Genomic DNA, 19,892 nt, shown 5'->3' with positions numbered 1-19,892 from the left:
ATGGGAAGTTTGCGTTAAGAATATGACCGGGATGTCTGTGTAAAGTGTTTTTCGGATTTATGGAAAATGGGAGAAATATGAATGTGGACTATAAGAGTAGAATGCAAATTGTAACAAAATGTAACAATTTGGAATGAGTGAAAAAGCCATCTTATCAGTGGAAGATACTGGAAATACGTGTAAATTCCATTCGTATTCTGTTGTAGAACTATTGACAAGATGAATTTAGGTTGTTATAATGACAACTGTTATGTAATAAATTTGTAATAATTATTACATGAATAAGTGCTTGAAGAAACTTAGAATAGATTACAAAGGATTGTTTACAGTTTGGAGGCTTTTATGATTAAGACACATTGGGTCAAGACAGCCGCGGTTTGTGGAACGGCACTGACACTTGCATTAGCGGCAGGTTCAGTAAGAGTAGATACGAATGCTGCAACCATGTGTAAAGAGACAGAGATGGCAGGACTTTCTCTTTCTTTGGACAAGCATTATGCAGACGTTTATAATGAAGAGGAACAGGAAGAAAATATTGATGCAACTGAGGCGCCGGCAGCGACTGCGTCACCTGCAGTAACACAGGCAGCTGTGACACCTGCAGCGACAACAGCACCAGCACCAACGGCAACGCCGGTACCGACACCACATGTTACAAAGCAGTTTGTCGATACAGCGATCTCCATTGCAGATGATTATGTGAATGTTCGTAAGAAACCGAATACAGATTCCAAGATCCTTGGAAAGCTGTATGAAGGATGCGCAGCAAAGGTCCTGTCTAATAAGAATGGCTGGGCTAAGATTGAGTCCGGTAAGGTGACAGGTTACATTAAGAGTGAATATTTGGCAACAGGTATTAAAGCACAGAAGCTTGCTGCTAAGTATGGTAAATATTATGCGAAGGTAAAACCGGGAACCGTTACATTAAATGTTCGTACGAAGCCAAATACTTCTTCTACGATCATGACACAGATCCCGGAAGATGAAAATTATGAAGTTGTCAAGATCGGTAAGGATTGGGTTAAGATCTCTATCGATGGTGAGGATGGTTTCGTAGCGAGAGAGTTTGTTTGTCTTCATGCGAACTTCAAGAAAGCAGTATCCATTGCAGAAGAGAAGGCTGAGGCAAGAAGAAAAGCAAGAGCAGAGAAGGCAGAGCAGGAGCGTTTGGCAGCATTGGCAGCAGAGCGTGCGCGTCAGCAGTCTGCAAGCAGTTCTTCCAGTTCATCTTCAAGCTCTTCCAGCAGCTCATCTTCTAGCAATAGAAGCAGTTCATCTAGCAGAAAGAGCAGCAGTTCTGTAACAAGAAGAAGTTCTTCCAGCAGAAAGAGCAGTTCATCTAGCAGAAAGAGCAGCTCCTCCAGCAAGAAGAGCAGTTCATCTAAGAGATATAGTTCATATACAGGAAGCGGCAACGGTTCAGAGGTTGCAAGCTATGCACAGAACTTTGTTGGTAACCCATATGTATATGGTGGATCCAGTTTGACTAGAGGAACCGATTGTTCCGGATTTACAATGAGTGTTTATGCACAGTTTGGATATAGTCTTCCACATAGTGCAGCAGCACAGTCAGGATGTGGTTCTAAGGTAAGCCTGTCAAACGTACAGCCGGGAGATTTGATCTTCTATCGTAACGGTAGTCGTATCGGTCATGTGGCAATGTATATCGGTGGTGGACGTGTAGTACACGCCAGCAACCCAAGTGATGGTATTAAGATTTCCAATATGTACTACAGAAAGCCTTGCGGCGCTCGTAGAATTATTGGTTGATCATTAGGTATAATGACGTTGAAGAAGAGGAGTACGTTTTCGGAGTTCACAGAGAGAATGGTTCATTGGCTGAAAGACCATTTGAATAGAACGAAAGCAGAAGGTAGCTTCGGAGTCATGTCTCTGAACAGATAGTAAGAGACATCGGTTCATCTCGTTATCGATGCAAGAGGTAATGTGATTTTTACATTGCGATCAAAGGTGGTACCGCGTATAATCGCCCTTTGCACTATGTGCAGAGGGCGTTTTTTACTTTATAGGAAACCTCTCGTTTCCTATAAAGCAATAAACGCTCCGCGAGGATGCAAGTGTTGTATGTTAAGAGAAAGGAAAAAGATTATGGCAAAAGAGTTGGAAAAAAATTACAATCCTGCGGATATTGAGCAGAGAACGTATGACAAGTGGATTGCAAAGAAGTATTTTCATGCGGAGGTAGATCGTGACAAGAAACCATTCACGATCGTTATGCCACCTCCAAATATCACAGGACAGCTTCATATGGGACATGCCCTGGATAATACACTGCAGGATATTTTGATCCGTTTCAAGAGAATGCAGGGATATGAGGCTCTTTGGGTACCGGGTACCGATCATGCTTCGATTGCTACAGAGGCAAAAGTTGTAGAAAAGCTGCGTGCCGAGGGAATCAGCAAAGAAGATATTGGAAGAGAAAAGTTTCTGGAGCATGTTTGGGACTGGAAGAAGCAGTACGGTGGCCGCATTGTAGAACAGCTCAAGAAGATCGGCTCTTCCTGTGATTGGGATAGAGAACGCTTTACGATGGATGAGGGATGCTCTAAGGCAGTAAAAGAAGTGTTTGTAAAGTTATATAACAAAGACTTGATCTACCGTGGAGAGCGTATCATAAACTGGTGTCCAAAATGTCTGACTTCTATTTCTGATGCAGAGGTTGAGTATGAGGATCAGGCAGGTCATTTTTGGCATTTGCGTTATAAGACAACGGACGGAACCGGTTATATTGACTTGGCGACAACGCGTCCGGAGACATTACTTGGTGATACGGCAGTAGCAGTTAATCCAAATGATGATCGTTACAAAGATATGGTGGGTAAGACTTTGGATCTTCCAATTGTACATCGTCAGATCCCAATTATCGCAGATGATTATGTTGATATGGAATTTGGTACAGGTGTTGTAAAGATCACACCGGCACATGACCCGAACGACTTTGAGGTAGGACTTCGTCATAATCTGGAAGTGATCAATGTACTGACAGATGATGCCAAGATTGTAGAAGATTATCCGAAATATGCAGGCATGGACCGCTATGAGGCAAGAAAAGCGATCGTTGCTGACTTGGAGGCAGAAGGTGCTCTTCTGAAAGTAGAAGACCATGAGCACAATGTAGGTACCTGCTATCGTTGTCATACAACTGTAGAACCACGAGTATCAAAGCAGTGGTTTGTTGCTATGAAAGACCTGGCAAAACCGGCGATCGATGCAGTGAAGAATGGAGATACAAAGTTTGTACCAACACATTTTGAAAAGACTTATTTTCATTGGTTAGAGAATATTCGTGACTGGTGTATTTCACGTCAGCTTTGGTGGGGACATCAGATTCCGGCATTTTACTGCGATGATTGTGGCGAAATGGTTGTTACGAAAGAAGATACCTGTAACTGTCCAAAATGCGGCAAGCCAATGAGACAGGATCCGGACACGCTGGATACTTGGTTCTCCTCCGCACTGTGGCCTTTCAGTACACTGGGATGGCCGGATAACACCGAGGAAATGGATTACTTCTACCCAACAAGCACTCTGGTAACCGGTTATGATATCATTCCATTTTGGGTTATGCGTATGATGTTCTCCGGTTTGGAGCATACCGGAAAGGTGCCGTTTGATACAGTATTGATCCACGGACTGGTAAGAGACAGTCAGGGCCGTAAGATGAGTAAATCTCTTGGCAATGGTATTGATCCTTTGGAGGTCATTGATAAGTATGGTGCAGATGCGCTTCGTTTTACTTTGGTAACCAACAATGCACCGGGTAATGATATGCGTTTCTACTGGGAGCGTGTAGAGGCAAGCCGTAACTTTGCCAATAAAGTATGGAATGCTTCTCGTTTCATCATGATGCACTTAGGCGATAATGTGATCACAGAGCCGGCAAAAGAGGATCTGGAAGTGATCGACCGTTGGATCTTGTCTGCAGCAAATCATGTGGCAGCAGATGTCACAGAGAACATGGAGAAATATGAGTTAGGTGTGGCAGTACAGAAGATTTATGACTTTGTATGGACAGAGTTCTGTGACTGGTACATCGAGCTTGTTAAGCCAAGATTATTTGCTAAGGATGAAAATCCTGCTTCTGCAAATGCAGCTTTCTGGACATTAAAGACAGTATTGATCCAGTCCTTGAAACTGCTGCACCCATATATGCCGTTTATCACAGAGGAGATCTTCTGTACATTGCAGTCAGAGGAAGAATCCATCATGATCTCCAACTGGCCGGTTTACCGCAAGGAGTGGGAAGATGAGCAGTCTGAAGCAAAGGCGGAACTCATGAAAAATCTGATCCGTGGTATCCGAAATATCCGCACGGAAATGAATGTAGCACCTTCCCGTAAGGCAGTTGTATATCTCGTAGCAGATGACGAGACGACAGGAGCAGCTTTGGAAGAGCTGATCCCGGCATATCAGCATATGATCTCTGCATCAGAGGTTCATGTACAGGCAGACAAGACTGGTATTGAGGATAATGCAGTATCTGTTGTGATCGATAAGGCAACTGCGTATATGCCTCTTGCTGATCTGGTTGACTTTGCCAAGGAAAAAGAGCGCCTTACCAAAGAAAAGAAGAAGTTGGAGGGCGAGTTGAAGCGTGTCAATGGAATGCTTGGAAATGAGAAATTTATGAGCAAGGCACCGGAGGCAAAGGTTGCGGAAGAACGCGCAAAACTTGAAAAATACACAGCTATGATGGCGAAAGTGGAAGAGGAATTAAAAGCCTTAGAAAAGTAAGAGAAAATTCATCGTTCCCTTTCTTGTAATATAAGAATCCTTATGCTAAAATCAAAAGAGGAGGCAGTATACACATAAGTGCGTACTGCGTCCTCTTTACAAAATGATAAAATGCTTATATAGCAGCCTGTAACACGACAGGTCGTAGTAGAGTAAGGAATATCTTGTAGGGGGAAGGGGGCGTTTGACTGTGACAGATTTTCAGGCAGAGAACAATCAGGAATCAATTCAGATCATGGTTGCAGAGGATCAGCTTTCCGCGAGTGTGTGGATTCAACAAGGCGAGAGTCACTACACGGCAGCATTGTTGAAAAATCGGCTCAGTGAGGCAGGCGTCACCAGTGGACTGCAGGAGGAGACAATTCAGCAGCTGGCAAACGGATTGCTGTATGATCAATGGGTTGTTGTTGCGAAGGGAACGCCTTGCGTGAATGGAGAAGATGGCTGGTATGAGTATGCCTTTCATCGGGAAACGGATCACAAACCCAAAATATTGGAAGACGGTTCGGTGGATTACAGCCAGTATGGCAATATCCCTTCCGTAGAAGAAGGAGATGTGATTGCCATTTATCATCCGGCGACGGAGGCGAAGGATGGTATGGATGTACATGGTAATATTCTGGTCGCCCGCAAGGGAAAGAATCTTGCCAGATTATTCGGAAAAGGTTTTGCGTGTGCTGAAGATGGATGTACCTATATCGCTAATCGCAGCGGTAAGATTGTGGAGGCCATGGATAAGATCTTTATCGATCAGGAGTTTGTGGTCGAGGGTGATCTAACCAATTCCACAGGCAGTATTTGTTTCCGAGGAGATATTCGCATCCGTGGAAATGTAGGATCCGGAGTATCGGTCGTTTCGGAGAAAGGATCCATCTTGGTTGATGGATTTGTGGAAGGAGCAGATCTGCAGGCAAACCGTGATATTACCTTGAAGAATGGTATGCAGGGGAATGGAAAGGGATTTATCCGGGCAAAAGGAAATGTCAACGCGAAGTTTTTTGAGCAGTGTACGATCTGTGCGGACGGATGTGTCAATGCGAATGCGATCATGAACTGTCAGATCGAGGCAGGAGAAGATGTGGTCGTGTCCGGTAGATTTGGCAGCATCATAGGTGGTCATATCAGCGCCCAAAGGCAGATCAAGGCAACCAATATCGGAAATGTAGCTGAAGTGGAAAATCAGGTTGAAGCAGGTGTTGCGGAAAATCTTGTGACGAAGATGAATCTGCTGACGGAGTCCAAGAAAAAAGCATTGGATGAATGGGAGCGGATCGCGCAGGGGATTGAACGCATAGATACTCTGATGGAGCAGACGAAAAATGCTGCTTTGATGGAGAAGAAGCGTGTCTTAATGCGTGGTAAAATAGAAAAAGATACACAAATTAGTGAACTAGAGAAAAAGATACAGGCGACTGTCCTGGCAATGGAAAAGGCAAATGTGGCGAAGGTGACAGTTGACCGTTATGTGCATCCGGGAACCTGCATTTCCGTCAATGGAATGAAAACACAGGTACAAGAGCTGGAGCAGCATGTAGAATATGCCCGCAGAGGCAATGGGATCATCGTATATCATATCGATGAAGCATAGCGGGGCGTCAATGCCGGGATGACGAAAGAATTAAGAAAACATCGTAAGACATAGGCATGAGAGCAGTTTTCATGCGATGTCGAAGTTTGCGTAGAAATAGCATTGCAGTAGAGCAGGAGGTAGAGTATGATTGATTTTGAGGCAGAATTAGCAAAGTTTCAGCCGAGTCTCGATGTGGAGCAGGCAGAAGATGCAATTTATGGAAATAATACAACGGATGTTACGGATTTGCTGCAGACGATCCTAAAAGGTAAGATGGAAGGTAACAAAGCTCCAGAGGAGTGGGTGGAAGAACGATGAATTGTCCAAGATGTAATGTGGCGGTAGCCTTTACGAAAAATCGATGTGATAATTGCGGACAGGAGCTTCGAAGTTATCGCAAAACCGTAAGCCTGTCTAACAGTTTTTATAATTTGGCATTAAGCCAGGCGAAAGTTCGGGACTTATCCGGTGCGATCGTTTCCTTGAAACAGAGTCTTCAGTTCAATAAATTAAATACCAGTGCTAGAAATCTGCTGGGTTTGATCTACTATGAGGAAGGCGAGATCGTAGCTGCGCTGAGTGAATGGGTTCTTAGCAAACATTATCAGGACAAAGATAATGATGCGGAAGAGTACATTCGTGAAGTTCAGTCTAATCCGAACAAGTTGGATACGTACAATCAGACGATTAAGAAGTACAACACAGCATTGCAGGCGGCAAAGCATGGGGATGACGATATGGCGATCATCCAGCTCAAAAAGGTTGTCAATCTCAACCCGAATTTTATACGTGCAAGCCAGCTTTTGGCATTGCTTTATATGAAGACCGAGCGTCGGGATAACCGTGCGAGAGCGTATCGTTTGATGCGTGCTGCACATAAGATTGATGTGACGAATACGACAACAATCCGCTATCTGAAAGAACTCTCAGATATGAAGAATAAGTCTTCGGATCCTGTAGTGAAAGCGGTAGAAAAAGAACAGGAAAATGCGAAGAAAGCTTCAAAACTGCCAAGTGTGGAGATGGATGCGTACAAGACGATCACACCATACAAAGAAGAGCGGCCATCCGTTATGCCATTTGTTAATATTATCATTGGTGTGATCATCGGTCTGGCTGTGATGTATTTTTTGGTGATCCCGCATATGCGTGCCACGCTGGCGAGCAATGCAAACAAAAACTTCAAGCAGTACAGTGAAAATCAGGCGGCAAGTGACAGCGATCTGTCCACACTAAAAGATCAAAACAAGTCTTTAAAGTCTCAGGTTGAGGAACTGCAGAACAAGATCAAGGATCTTCAGGGCGGGGATCCTACACAGGTGTCTGGTGTTCAGGAAGTGTATGATGCGTTAATTGGCGCATACGATGACTATCAGAAAAACAAAAAGGCTGATGCTGCGGATAAATTGGTGAAGATCAATGCAGACAGACTGACTTCGGACATTGCAAAATCTTGCTATGATAAGATCAAAAAGGCAACCTATGCGACTGCGACAAAGAAGTATTTTGAAGAGGGACGTGATGCCTATAATGGCACCGGTTCGTATTCGAAGAGAGATTATGACAAGTCCATTAAGTTGTTAGAGAAGTCATTATCTTTTGACGAAAATAACGCAGATGCCATTTATTTCTTGGGCCGCTGTTATCAGCAGAAATCAGATGTCGAGAAGGCAAAGAGTTATTACAACAAGATTGTAGATAACTATCCGGATTCCAAGCGTGTCAGCGAAGCGAAGAGACGTTTGCGGGAACTTGGCGAATAAATTACCAACTGGATAAAATGATAGGTTTCCCTGTCAGAGTATACGAAGGAAAGAATACTCTGGCAGGGATTTTTTCCTTTATAGGAACTTGTCGTTTCCTATAAAGAAAAAAACGCTCCGCGAGGATGCGATCACCGCACAGAGGAAGATTGCATACGCAACCTAGCGGTGACGCGCAAAGTGGGCAAGCCCACTTTGTTCCGTTTAAAAATAAGGGAAGGAAGGCGATTAATAATGGAACAAGTACATTATGAGCTGCAAGGACAAAGTTTGATCGTATATGTTACCAAGGAATTAGATCATCATGCGGTGATCGATCTGCGGGCGACCTCGGACAAGCTGATCCAGGCAGGAAATGTGAAACATATTATTTTTGATTTTTCAGATGTTGATTTTATGGATAGCTCAGGGATTGGATTGATCATGGGAAGGCATAAAAAGGTTATGTTTCTGGGAGGTAAGACAGCTGTGACAGGTGTTGGTAAGAATATTGACCGGATATTTCGAATGTCCGGTTTGTATCAGATCGTAGAGAAGTATGTCACACCGCAGGAGGCGGTGGAAAATCTGTGAGAGGGCAAAAGTTGTTACGTAGCAGGAACGGAAGCGTCAGACAGGAGGATTAATTATAGTAAGGTGAATGAAAAAGAGAGGTAACAAATTGACAGGGGTAGTCAGTAATTAGAAGGTATAGAGTGCAGGACAGGAGGAAGATAAGGCATGAAACGGGAAATGACATTAACAATCGATAGCGATTCGGCAAATGAAGCATTTGCGCGGACAGTAGTGGCAGCGTATGTGACGAGGCTGGATCCAACGTTAGAAGAACTGGCGGATATTAAAACAGCAGTATCGGAGGCGGTAACCAACAGCATTATTCATGGTTATGGTGGAAGAGAGGGAGAGATTACGATCGTCTGTAGGATCTGCGGCAAACAGATAGAAGTTACTGTGCGCGATGAAGGCATTGGTATCGAAGATATTCCAAAGGCGATGGAACCTTTGTATACGACGAAACCGGAATGGGAACGGTCCGGAATGGGCTTTGCTTTTATGGAAGCATTCATGGATGAGCTGCAAGTGATCTCAAAATTGGGGGAGGGGACAACCATTATTATGAGCAAAGAAATTGGAAAGGCGCAGGCAGAGGAATGAATCGCAATATGGACACGTTAGAACTGCTGAAAAAGGCACGTAGTGGAGATCGTGTTGCGAGGAACCAATTAGTAGAACAAAATGTCGGTCTGGTTTGGAATATTGTGAAAAGATTTCATGGCAGAGGATATGAAGCGGATGATATTTTTCAGATCGGCTGCATTGGACTGATCAAAGCAATTGATCACTTTGATCTTAGTTATGATGTGAAATTTTCAACGTACGCAGTGCCAATGATCACCGGGCAGATCAAGCGTTTTTTGCGGGATGATGGCATGATCAAAGTAAGCCGCACTCTTAAGGAAAATGGCTGGAAGATCCATCAGGCAGGAGAACGGCTGCATCATGAGTTAGGACGTAGTGCAACGGTAGATGAGATCGCTGCGGCAACAGAACTTGAGCGTGAAGAAATCGTTATGGCATTGGAAGCCAATCGCGAAGTTGGAACGATAGATCGGATGCTTTATCAGGAAAGTGGCAAAGAAATGCAGTTGATCGATCAGGTCGTACAGATGCCCGGAAATCGTATTGGCAGTCTCGTGAGTGGGCAGGATATGACAGGAGTTCTTAATGACAGCGAGAAAGAACGAGTGCTTGATCATATGTTAGTAAAACAGTTATTAGAAAGCTTGGAAGAGCGGGAACGCCGATTGATCGAATATCGCTATTTTGATGATATGACGCAAAGTCAGGTTGCAGAAAAGCTACACATTAGTCAGGTACAGGTAAGCCGCTTAGAGAAAAAAATATTATTAAAACTGCGTGGAGAATCCGGACTTGCATAAAGCAAAGACATATCGGTGTTGTTTTGCAAACACGTGCATAAAACGTGAGGAAGCGGGCAAGATAATAGTATTACAACGCACACTTTGCACATTTAAGCTCACTGCATGACTGCATAATATTATTATCAGTGTAAGATGTTTCATGGGCTCAAACTTCGCACATTTGAAACTGCCGGCGGGTCACATATTGCTTATTATATCAAGGGATACTAAGTATTTTACAGCCGCAACATAGCGATTTCTGCCGGCAGAGAACTGTAGTAATCCTGTGGATAATGAAATGTTTGGAAAGTGTGCAGAAATGAGGTTGATTTGAAAGATAATACGATTTATATGAAATTAGATCAGAGTGTGCAGGTTGTGAACAAAAAGGTAACGATCGGTGATATTGCACAGATTCAATGCAGTGATTATGCAGTGACCAAGCATATCAATAAGATCGTAGCATTGCAGGTAAAAGGCGACAAAAACCAAAAGAAAGTCATTTCGTCACTTAAGCTGATCGAACTGATCCGCAGGGAAATTCGAGAAGCACAAATTGTTCCGGTAGGTGAGACGGATGTTGTGGTTGAGTATCATATTCCCAAACAGGAAAATAAAGCGTTGGAATATTTAAAGTTGTTGGTGTTGACATGCATTGTCTTTTTTGGATCGGCCTTTACGATCATGACATTTGATACGGATGTCAGTGTTGGAGATCTGTTTGATCAGATCTATCTGCTGGTCATGGGACATGAAAAAAAGGGGACATCTGCGTTAGAGCTGTTTTATAGTATTGGAATTCCGCTTGGAATCTTAGGATTTTATAATCATTTTAGCGCTTCAAAAGTGAAAGAGGATCCGACGCCAATTCATATTGAAATGCGCAATTATGAAGAGGAGATGAATAAGGCGATCGTTGCGGATGCTTCACGGGAAGGAAGTGAGATCCGGTGACGATAGTATTAGCATTTATTGGACTGGCAGCAGGATTAGCTGTCGCCAGTGGAGTTTTTGCATTGATCACCATTCTGGGAGTAATACCACGGATGACAGACCGCTTTGGGTTAGCCTCACGGACATATCCGATGGAAACGGTGATCATGCTTGGCGGGACAGCGGGAAATCTGTTGTTAATATATGAGCCGCATATTCCGTTTGGCGTTGTATTTTTGGCGGTCATAGGATTATTTTCCGGGGTATATATCGGCTGCCTTTCCATGGCATTGGCAGAGGTGCTAAAGGTTATTCCAATACTATGTACCCGTACGAAATTGCAGCACGGCATTGCCATCATCATTACCGCAATGGCGATAGGCAAATGCTTAGGAACACTATACCAAATGTGTTTATAAAGGGCATTTGCAAAATGTTATATAGTTATTGACATAATAAGCAATATGTGGTTTTGCAATAACTTCGAGTATGGGAAGTTTTAGGTATGTATATTTTCCGGTATAATAAAGAAATATGTGGATATGTTGTTGGTGGTGGTGTGGAAAATTTGATGGGAAATTTTGATTGGAAGGAGAGGAAAAGATGGAACAGAAAAAAGCTGCAAATCCTTCGATTGAGGAGGTATTGGCTGAGAAAGATGCGAATAAACAGAAAGAAATTTATAACGAATATGTTAGTAATATGACTCCAAAACACAGTTGTTTTTGGAATTGCATTAAGGCTTTTCTTGTCGGTGGTTCGATTTGTCTGCTGGGAGAAATATTGATACAGTGGTATCAGTCTATGGGGAATGACAGAGAACTGGCAGGTTTATATGGAACACTTTCTTTGATACTGATCAGCATACTGCTTACCGGCTTTAATGTATATCAAAGGCTTGGACAGTTTGGCGGTGCAGGAAGCATTGTTCCGATCACCGGATTTGCAAATTCTGTAGCATCGCCGGCTTTGGAGTTTGGCGTGGAAGGTGAAGTGTTTGGCAAAGGCTGCCAGATATTTAAGATTGCGGGACCGGTTATTTTGTATGGAATATTTTCAAGCTGGGTACTTGGCGTGATCTATTGGTTGTGGAAGATGATGTAACTATAATTAGCAAAATGTGTTATAATGAATAACAAACCGCTTCCTTGTGTCCCGGTACACCGGACACAAGGTTTGTTATATCAATAAACGTGTGCAGAAAAGAGGTTTATTATGAACGAGAATGTGAGAAAAAGAAATGCCGTATTGGCGCAGACTGTGATCAAAGGTCTCGAGTCAAGAAACATGACAGGGTATTATGCAGAAAACAAGGAAGAGGCATTAAAACAGGCATTAGATATTATTGGTGAGGGCAGTACCGTAGCTATGGGTGGTTGTCAGAGCGCCAATGAGATCGGTCTTATCCAAGCATTAAATGAAGGAAATTATCACTACATAGATCGTGCTAAGATGGAACCGCGCGAAAGTCTTCTGGCGGCATACGATGCAGATGTATTTTTGTCCAGCGCAAATGCGATGACAAATGATGGAATTATTGTAAATATAGACGGTAACTCGAATCGAGTTTCCTGCATTGCACAGGGACCTCACAAGGTAATATTTATTGTGGGAATGAATAAGGTATGTTCTGATCTTGATGAGGCGATGAAACGTGCCAGAAATGTTGCAGCTCCATCCAATGCGCAGCGATTTGACATCAAGACTCCTTGTCGCTTGACTGGTAAATGTGCCGATTGCAAGTCTCCGGATACGATCTGCTGTCAGTTTTTGATTACCAGATATTCGCATCATGCAGATAGGATCCATGTAATTCTTGTGAATGATGTACTCGGTTATTGATCTGTCAGGTGACAATGCCGAAGTATTTCTGAAATAAATGAAAAAAATATGTGGTAATTTATATGAAAAAGAGAGTGTAGGCGTACTCTCTTTTTCATTTTATACTGAATATATCACAAATTCACAGCGTAAGGGAGCTTGTTCACTTGCGCATGTTAGACATAGGATTACCGATAAGAGGAGAGCTGATCGGTAGAAAGGAGTAATGAGAATGAGGACACGAAACATGATGACGCCGATATTGGCAGCGGCACTTGGGTTGACGATTGCTTTTGCGGCACCTGCAGCGTATGGCTGGAGCCAGACTGCGTTGGCAGCTGAGGAGGAGCAGCAGCCGATCACAGTCAGTATGTCCGCCGGAAGTGGCATTTACGCAGAGGCATTTACGTTGACATTGACCAGTGAAGGAGCTAAGACAATCTATTACACATTGGATGGCAGTGATCCAAAGACCAGCAGTACAAGAGCAGAGTACACAGATGGTATTACGATCAAGGATCGGAGTAAGGAAGCGAATTACGTATCCGCTGTAGATCCATTGTTATTTGACAATGCCAATGTAAGATGGAAGAAGAGGACAAAGTCGTATACGACAACACGGAAAGCACCGGCTGACGCTGACGTTGATAAGGGAACGGTTGTCAAAGCAGTGGCGGTAGATGCGAATGGCAATTTTGGAACTGTCGAGACGAATACATATTTCGTCGGTACCGTGGCAATGCATATTAAAAACGCTCAGAAGAGTGCGCAGGCAGCTGGAATCCCGCTATCTGTGATGTCAATTTCAATGAATTACGAAGATCTTTTCGATTATGAAAAAGGAATCTATGTAAAAGGCAAGATCTTTGATGAGGCAGTGGCAAAGTATTTGGAGGAGAATCCAAAAGCCACCACAGACATGATGAACGATCAGGCGAGACGTTTGCCGGCGAATTATAATCAAAAGGGTAAGGCTTGGGAGCGTAATGCTCATATTGATTATTTCGAAACGGATGGAACAACGCTTGACTGTCAGTTGCAGCAGGATTGCGGTATCCGTATTCAGGGAAATTATTCCCGTTCGGATCTGATGAAAGGATTGCGCTTGTATGCACGTGCGGATTATGGCAAGAAAAACTTTAAATATCCATTCTTTGAGAATGCCAAAGATGATAGCGGAAAGACGATCACAAAGCACAAAAAGTTAGTGCTTCGCAATGGTGGAAATTATGCGTTTGCAGGTACAAAATACAATGATGCCTATTGGCAGAGTATGTTGTCAGATCTGGATTGCGAGACGCAAGGTTCCAGAGCATGTGTTGTTTACATCGATGGTGAATATTGGGGATTGTATATTTTACAGCAGGATTTTGATGACAGCTATTTTGAAGAGACACATGGTGTAGACAAAGATTCCGTCGTTGTTTATAAAGCTTCTGATGCAGATGCAGATGAGGAATATGGTTACAAATTGGATGAAGGGACACTTCCGGATGGAGAGACGGATGTAAACTATTTCTATCGTGACCTTATGAACTTTTTTGCAGAGCATAAGAACCTAAAGAATGATGCGGATTATGAGGCGTTTTGTAAGCTGGTAGATCCGCAGTCAGTGATGGATTATTTTGCTGCGCAGGTATGGATCAACAATAAATGGGACTGGCCGGGCAAGAATTGGTCAATGTGGCGCACAACAACCGTGGATCCTAATAATGCATACGCTGATGGAAGATTCCGTTTTTGTTTATATGACCTGGATTTTGGCGGATGTGGTGGATCAGGAGAGGCATACGCAAATACAATCCGCGATGACAATTACAATACGAACGTAGACGCCAAAGGAAATTATTACAATGATCGTGGACTGTTGGGACAGAACTTGAAAGAGGCAATGAATCCGAGCATTCAATGTTTCATTATGTTAATGTCGAATGAAAAATTCCGGAATGCATATAAGCAGGAATTATTGGATCTTTCTAAGAAAAACTTTGAATCTTCCAAAGCAACCACAGTATTGACACAGTTTAAAAATACTTACGAGCCATTGTTCGCACAGTATTATACCCGTTACAATTGGAATAACGATACAATAAATGGGTATGCAGGTTACAACAGCTTGAAATCTTTTGTGGAGCAGCGTCCAAATGGCATTGCACAGATGAACACATGGATTGATAACTTTTATAAGACCGGTAAGGACGAAGAGGTGATCGTTATACCATCGCCGTCTCCGTCTGTGACACCTTCAACCGAACCAAGTGTAAAACCGAGTGCATCACCTTCGTCGAAACCGACACCGGCACCTACGGTGAACCCGACGAAAAAACCTGTACCAAATCCTGGACAGACGAAAAAACCTGCCAAGATAAAGAAAATCAAAAAGCTTGGTGTTAAAGCCAAGAAAAAGACAAAAGTGATTCGGGTAAGTACAGTTGGCAAGGCACAAGTAACGATCGTTGTTTCTAAGAAGATTATTGTGAAAGGCAAGAAGAAAGTTAAGAAGATAACTAAGAAAACTTCGGCAAAAGGAGTAGTTTCATTTAAGTTATCAAAGAAATTAACGAAAGGAACGAAGATTACAGTTACTGTCCATAAAAAAGGATACAAAACGAAGAAAAAGAGTATTAAAATAAAATAGGATGAGTGCTCTATGCTATTATGTATGACAGAATAGCATGAAATAAAAAAAGTCGCCATGGTGTGTGTCCATAAAACCGGACACACCATGGCGACTTTTTTGTGGGATAGGAAATTGCTGTTGTGTAGCGTGACATCATCGCCAAGAATTGCTTTAGCAATTCTTGCAAAGCAAAGCGCTGGCTTTGCTTTTTGTTTGCAGTTTTGCATTAGACCTGTTATGATAGATTATAGGTAAGAAGTTGGACGGAAAACGGCAAGGAGGGAGGAACTATGAGCCACGAGGAAAAGGTTTATACAAAGCTCAAACAGCATTATCATTGCGCACAGGCGATTTTTGCCACGTATGCTTCGGATTATGGTATGGATCAGGAAACGGCATATCGCACGATGGCATGTTTTGCAGCGGGAATGTATACGGGAAGTGTGTGTGGTTGTGTTACGGCGGCACTTGCTGTATTGGGGCTGGCCTATGGGTTTTCAGATACAAAAGATAGAGAACGGGAAATTTTTGGGACAAAGATTGCTGAGGAGTTTGTTGATCGTTTTCAGGAGCGGATGGAAGGCAAATTTAATTGTGCAGATATATTGGAAAATAATATTAGTACTGCAGAGGGGATGGCGTCGATCCGACGTGAGGGAATGATCAAGAAGAAATGTGCGCAGGCTATACAGACCAGTATTGAGATTTTGGAAGATATGCTGCAGGCGTATCCGGATATGTTAGCAGGGAAACCGGCAGAACCGTCCTGTGACGAACAGGAGATAGAGAAAATAACATATTTGGTGAAACGTGCTCAAAAGATCCAGCATTTTGAATCGCATGTACGCGATCTGATCCTCCATTCCTCCAAAAGTATTGCATGTATTCAATTTGATATCAGTCGCTTTAAGATCATTAATGATATTTATGGAGAGCGGATGGGCGATCAGATATTGCAGTTTATCAAAGACAATCTTGCAGAAATATGCAATGAAACACAGTATTATCTCAATTTACGAAGCGATGTATTTGTTGTGCTGAGCGAGTTTCAACATGAGAGCGAGTTAGATGAGTTGATCCGTCAGATTCAGACACGTTGCAAAATGTTCAAAAATATTAAATTGACATATTCCATTGGTGTATATATTGTAAATGATCGTAAGATGGATCTGCGCCAGATTGAGGATCGAGCTGCAATGGCGCGCAAAAAGGCAAAAGGTAATATGATGAACAATGTTCTTTATTATCAGGAAGAATTTAAGGAAATGTTGTATATCCGCAATTTTATTGAGGAAAGTCTTCCTTCTGCAATTGATGAAAAACAGTTTCAGATGTATTTGCAGCCGAAATATAGTATAGTACAGAATCATATTGTCGGGGCAGAGGCGTTGGTCCGTTGGCAGCATCCGGATCGCGGTATGATCTATCCGAATGAGTTCATTCCGGTCATTGAGGAAAATGGCTATATCAAGAAAGTGGATTACTATATTTGGAAAGAGGCATGCAATTTTTTGAAGCGGTGCGAACAAGCTGGTATTAAAAATTGCCCGGTTTCTGTGAATGTGTCCAGACTGCATTTGACAGACACTGTTTTTATGGATTATCTGGCGCAGACTATTCATGAGGCAGGTATTCCGAAAGAACAGTTGGAGTTAGAGATTACAGAAACCATTGGGGATGAGCAGATCAGCAATATGGCAGAGCTGCTCAAACATCAGGGATATAAGTTGTTAATGGATGACTTTGGAAGTGGTTATTCTTCCTTAAATATTTTATTAGAGACACCATTTGATGTCATCAAATTAGACAAGAAATTTATGGAAAATATGATGGTTTCCGAAAAGGGTCGGTTGATCTTAGAATATGTTGTGGCGATGGCAGACAAGTTGGGACTGGAGCTGTTAGCAGAGGGGGTGAAACGGAAGAGCAAGTTGAATTATTAAGAAAAATTGGCTGCGATAATGTGCAGGGATATTATTATGCAAAGCCTATGCCGGTGGAAGACTTTTTTGAACTGCTTCAAAAAGATCGACAGAGCATAAATTCTTTGTAAAAAGAAAAGTTGTATTGTTGATAAAAGGTATCAATTTCCAGCTTGTAATAAACGATGATTCATGTTAGTATAACTTGCGGATAAATAAATACTTCGCATCTTCATATACATGAATAAAGTATGTTTGAAAGAATGCAAGTGAGACAAATGGCACAATAAGAAGGAGGTCAATATGGCAGACTTTAAGGAATGGGAAGGTTTTGAAGGAAGACTTTGGAAAGAGGGCATTGATGTACGCGACTTCATCCAAAACAATTACAAACCATATGATGGTGATGAGTCTTTCTTAGAGGGACCAACAGATGCAACAGATAAATTATGGGGCGAGCTCCAGAAACTCCAGAAAGAGGAGCGTGCAAAGGGCGGCGTTCTTGATATGGAGACAGAGGTTGTTTCAAGTATTACAGCATATGGTCCCGGATATATCAGCGATGAGTTTAAGGATTTAGAGCAAGTTGTTGGTTTGCAGACAGATAAGCCGCTGAAACGTGCGTTCATGCCTTATGGTGGTATTCGTATGGCAGAGCAGTCCTGTCAGATGTATGGTTATGAGCCAAGCCCGAAACTGCATGAGATCTTTACAAAATATCATAAAACGCACAGTGACGCTGTCTTTGAGGTATATACACCAGAGATGAAGCGTATGCGTCATAACAAGATCTTAACGGGTCTTCCGGATACGTATGGTCGTGGACGTATCGTTGGCGATTATCGTCGTGTTGCTCTTTACGGTATGGATTACCTGATTGAAGAGAAGCAGAAAGATTTTGCCGGTACAGAGCGTCGTGCAATGCGTAGTAAAGATTATCGTATCCGCGAAGAGCTGGCTGAGCAGATCAAATGCTTAAAAGATATGAAAGCTCTTGGTGAGATTTATGGTTTTGATATTTCAAGACCGGCTAAGAATGCAAAAGAAGCATTTCAGTGGTTATATTTTGCATATCTTGCAGCGATCAAGACACAGAACGGTGCAGCAATGTCCGTAGGTCGTGTATCTACTTTCTTGGATATTTATATTGAGAGAGATATGGCAAACGGTGTATTGACAGAGAAAGAGGCACAGGAATTAGTAGATCATATTACGATGAAATTCCGTATGGTTAAGTTCGCTCGTATTGAGTCTTATAACCAGTTGTTCTCCGGAGATCCTGTATGGGCTACTGTAGATGTAGCTGGTATTGGTATGGATGGACGTTCTCAGGTTACGAAGACATGTTTCCGTTTCCTGCATACGTTAGAGAACATGGGACCTTCTCCAGAGCCTAACTTAACAGTATTGTATTCCTCTAACTTGCCGGAAGCATTCAAGAAATATGCAGCTCATATTTCTATTGCAACAAGTTCCGTACAGTACGAGAATGATGATGTTATGCGTCCGGTATGGGGCGATGATTATTCTGTATGTTGCTGTGTATCTGCAACAGAGACAGGTAAAGAAATCCAGTTCTTCGGTGCTAGAGCAAACCTTGCTAAGTGCTTGCTTTATGCGATCAACGGTGGTGTTGATGAGAAGACCAAGGAGCAGGTTGGACCGAAGTATCGTCCGATCACGTCCGAGTATCTTGATTACGATGAAGTTATGGAAAAATATGATGAGATGATGACATGGCTCGCACAGACTTATGTAGAGACATTGAACATGATCCATTATATGCATGATAAATATTACTACGAGGCATCTCAGATGGCACTTATCGATACCGATGTAAGAAGAACATTTGCTACCGGTATTGCAGGTTTCTCACACGTTGTAGATTCTCTGTCAGCTATCAAGTATGCTAAGGTAAAAGTGATCCGTGATGAGGATGGATTAGCCGTAGATTATGAGATCGATGGGGATTTCCCTAGATATGGTAACGATGATGAGCGTGCAGACGAGATCGCAGTATGGCTGCTTCGTGAGTTCATGAGAAAGCTTCGTAACTGCCACACTTACCGTGACTCTGAGCCTACCACATCAATCCTTACAATTACTTCTAACGTTGTATATGGTAAGGCAACCGGTTCCCTTCCGGATGGAAGAAAAGCAGGAGAGCCACTTTCACCAGGTGCTAACCCTGCATACGGTGCTGAGCAGAATGGTTTGCTGGCATCCTTGAACTCTGTAGCAAAATTGCCATATGAGGAAGCATTGGATGGTATTTCTAATACGCAGACGATCAACCCGGATGCATTGGGACACAATCCGGATGAGCGTATAAAGAATCTTGTTCAGGTTATGGATGGATACTTCGACCAGGGTGCACATCATCTGAATGTCAATGTGTTTGGCAAAGAGAAGCTGATCGACGCTATGGAGCATCCGGAGAAAGAAGAGTATGCAAACTTCACGATCCGCGTGTCCGGTTATGCAGTTAAGTTTATCGACTTGACAAGAGAGCAGCAGCTCGATGTAATTGCCAGAACATGTCATGAGTCTCTGTAAGTTGCAGCGAAGCACATTTTCAAAATGACT

General features: G+C 42.7%; 15 protein-coding genes and 1 other annotated feature. All 15 genes read left to right on the top strand.

Annotation, left to right across the window (positions count from 1 at the left end; all coding sequences use genetic code 11):
• The first annotated feature begins 342 nt into the window (after positions 1-342).
• The 15 genes from DW981_RS05200 (at position 343) to pflB (ending at position 19,862) form a co-directional block, all read left to right on the top strand.
• The gene (locus DW981_RS05200; RefSeq protein ID WP_118507008.1) at positions 343-1,770 is read left to right on the top strand and encodes a C40 family peptidase; all 1,428 of its coding nucleotides are present in this window, start codon (positions 343-345) and stop codon (positions 1,768-1,770) included.
• 9 nt (positions 1,771-1,779) lie between these two features.
• Positions 1,780-1,998, top strand: a binding site (T-box leader).
• A gap of 111 nt (positions 1,999-2,109) precedes the next feature.
• Positions 2,110-4,755, top strand: a complete 2,646-nt coding sequence (locus tag DW981_RS05195) for a valine--tRNA ligase (protein ID WP_118507007.1) — start codon at positions 2,110-2,112, stop codon at positions 4,753-4,755.
• A gap of 190 nt (positions 4,756-4,945) precedes the next feature.
• Positions 4,946-6,343 (top strand): FapA family protein, encoded by a 1,398-nt coding sequence (locus DW981_RS05190; protein WP_118507006.1) that lies wholly within the window; start codon positions 4,946-4,948, stop codon positions 6,341-6,343.
• A 126-nt stretch (positions 6,344-6,469) separates the two neighbouring features.
• The gene (locus tag DW981_RS15020) at positions 6,470-6,643 is read left to right on the top strand and encodes a hypothetical protein (RefSeq protein WP_022024613.1); all 174 of its coding nucleotides are present in this window, start codon (positions 6,470-6,472) and stop codon (positions 6,641-6,643) included.
• On the top strand, positions 6,640-8,088 hold the full coding sequence (locus DW981_RS05185) for a tetratricopeptide repeat protein (RefSeq protein ID WP_118507005.1): 1,449 nt from the start codon (positions 6,640-6,642) through the stop codon (positions 8,086-8,088). Before DW981_RS15020 ends, DW981_RS05185 begins: the two co-directional genes overlap by 4 nt.
• A 234-nt stretch (positions 8,089-8,322) precedes the next feature.
• Positions 8,323-8,661, top strand: coding sequence for an anti-sigma factor antagonist (locus DW981_RS05180; protein ID WP_022024615.1), 339 nt, complete (start codon positions 8,323-8,325; stop codon positions 8,659-8,661).
• Positions 8,662-8,808: 147 nt separating this feature from the next.
• Positions 8,809-9,243 (top strand): anti-sigma F factor, encoded by a 435-nt coding sequence (gene spoIIAB / locus DW981_RS05175; protein WP_022024616.1) that lies wholly within the window; start codon positions 8,809-8,811, stop codon positions 9,241-9,243.
• Positions 9,240-10,028: a SigB/SigF/SigG family RNA polymerase sigma factor gene (locus DW981_RS05170; protein WP_347474508.1), complete on the top strand. Its 789-nt coding sequence runs from the start codon at positions 9,240-9,242 to the stop codon at positions 10,026-10,028. Before spoIIAB ends, DW981_RS05170 begins: the two co-directional genes overlap by 4 nt.
• A 312-nt stretch (positions 10,029-10,340) precedes the next feature.
• The gene (locus tag DW981_RS05165) at positions 10,341-10,964 is read left to right on the top strand and encodes a stage V sporulation protein AA (RefSeq protein WP_118507004.1); all 624 of its coding nucleotides are present in this window, start codon (positions 10,341-10,343) and stop codon (positions 10,962-10,964) included.
• Positions 10,961-11,362 (top strand): stage V sporulation protein AB, encoded by a 402-nt coding sequence (locus DW981_RS05160; protein WP_022024619.1) that lies wholly within the window; start codon positions 10,961-10,963, stop codon positions 11,360-11,362. The genes DW981_RS05165 and DW981_RS05160 overlap by 4 nt, the downstream gene beginning before the upstream one ends.
• 184 nt (positions 11,363-11,546) lie before the next feature.
• The gene (locus tag DW981_RS05155; RefSeq protein WP_118507003.1) at positions 11,547-12,047 is read left to right on the top strand and encodes a SpoVA/SpoVAEb family sporulation membrane protein; all 501 of its coding nucleotides are present in this window, start codon (positions 11,547-11,549) and stop codon (positions 12,045-12,047) included.
• A gap of 111 nt (positions 12,048-12,158) precedes the next feature.
• Entirely contained in the window at positions 12,159-12,785 is a 627-nt protein-coding gene (locus DW981_RS05150) for a lactate utilization protein (protein WP_118507002.1), read from the top strand.
• 211 nt (positions 12,786-12,996) lie between these two features.
• A complete protein-coding gene (locus tag DW981_RS05145; RefSeq protein WP_182434142.1) occupies positions 12,997-15,402 on the top strand; it encodes a CotH kinase family protein in 2,406 nt (801 codons plus the stop codon).
• Between the two features lie 272 nt (positions 15,403-15,674).
• Positions 15,675-17,327, top strand: coding sequence for a C-GCAxxG-C-C family (seleno)protein (locus DW981_RS05140; protein WP_243034658.1), 1,653 nt, complete (start codon positions 15,675-15,677; stop codon positions 17,325-17,327).
• A 282-nt stretch (positions 17,328-17,609) separates the two neighbouring features.
• Complete coding sequence (gene pflB, locus DW981_RS05135) at positions 17,610-19,862, top strand: formate C-acetyltransferase (RefSeq protein ID WP_118507000.1); 2,253 nt, start codon at positions 17,610-17,612, stop codon at positions 19,860-19,862.
• The last annotated feature ends 30 nt before the right edge of the window (positions 19,863-19,892 follow it).

The organism is Clostridium sp. AM49-4BH (genome assembly GCF_003478335.1).
Classification (GTDB): Bacteria; Bacillota; Clostridia; order Lachnospirales; family Lachnospiraceae; genus Butyribacter.
The sequence above is the reverse complement of the archived record's forward strand: the minus strand, read 5'-3'. Positions and strand labels throughout refer to the sequence as shown.

Excerpts from the sequence above, each read along its gene's own strand:
- DW981_RS05155 (WP_118507003.1), top strand. The coding sequence starts at position 11,547 with ATGGAACAGAAAAAAGCTGCAAATCCTTCGATTGAGGAGGTATTGGCT.
- DW981_RS05170 (WP_347474508.1), top strand. The coding sequence starts at position 9,240 with ATGAATCGCAATATGGACACGTTAGAACTGCTGAAAAAGGCACGTAGT.
- DW981_RS05150 (WP_118507002.1), top strand. The coding sequence starts at position 12,159 with ATGAACGAGAATGTGAGAAAAAGAAATGCCGTATTGGCGCAGACTGTG.
- DW981_RS05195 (WP_118507007.1), top strand. The coding sequence starts at position 2,110 with ATGGCAAAAGAGTTGGAAAAAAATTACAATCCTGCGGATATTGAGCAG.
- DW981_RS05185 (WP_118507005.1), top strand. The coding sequence starts at position 6,640 with ATGAATTGTCCAAGATGTAATGTGGCGGTAGCCTTTACGAAAAATCGA.
- DW981_RS05200 (WP_118507008.1), top strand. The coding sequence starts at position 343 with ATGATTAAGACACATTGGGTCAAGACAGCCGCGGTTTGTGGAACGGCA.
- spoIIAB (WP_022024616.1), top strand. The coding sequence starts at position 8,809 with ATGAAACGGGAAATGACATTAACAATCGATAGCGATTCGGCAAATGAA.
- DW981_RS05180 (WP_022024615.1), top strand. The coding sequence starts at position 8,323 with ATGGAACAAGTACATTATGAGCTGCAAGGACAAAGTTTGATCGTATAT.
- pflB (WP_118507000.1), top strand. The coding sequence starts at position 17,610 with ATGGCAGACTTTAAGGAATGGGAAGGTTTTGAAGGAAGACTTTGGAAA.
- DW981_RS15020 (WP_022024613.1), top strand. The coding sequence starts at position 6,470 with ATGATTGATTTTGAGGCAGAATTAGCAAAGTTTCAGCCGAGTCTCGAT.
- DW981_RS05145 (WP_182434142.1), top strand. The coding sequence starts at position 12,997 with ATGAGGACACGAAACATGATGACGCCGATATTGGCAGCGGCACTTGGG.
- DW981_RS05140 (WP_243034658.1), top strand. The coding sequence starts at position 15,675 with ATGAGCCACGAGGAAAAGGTTTATACAAAGCTCAAACAGCATTATCAT.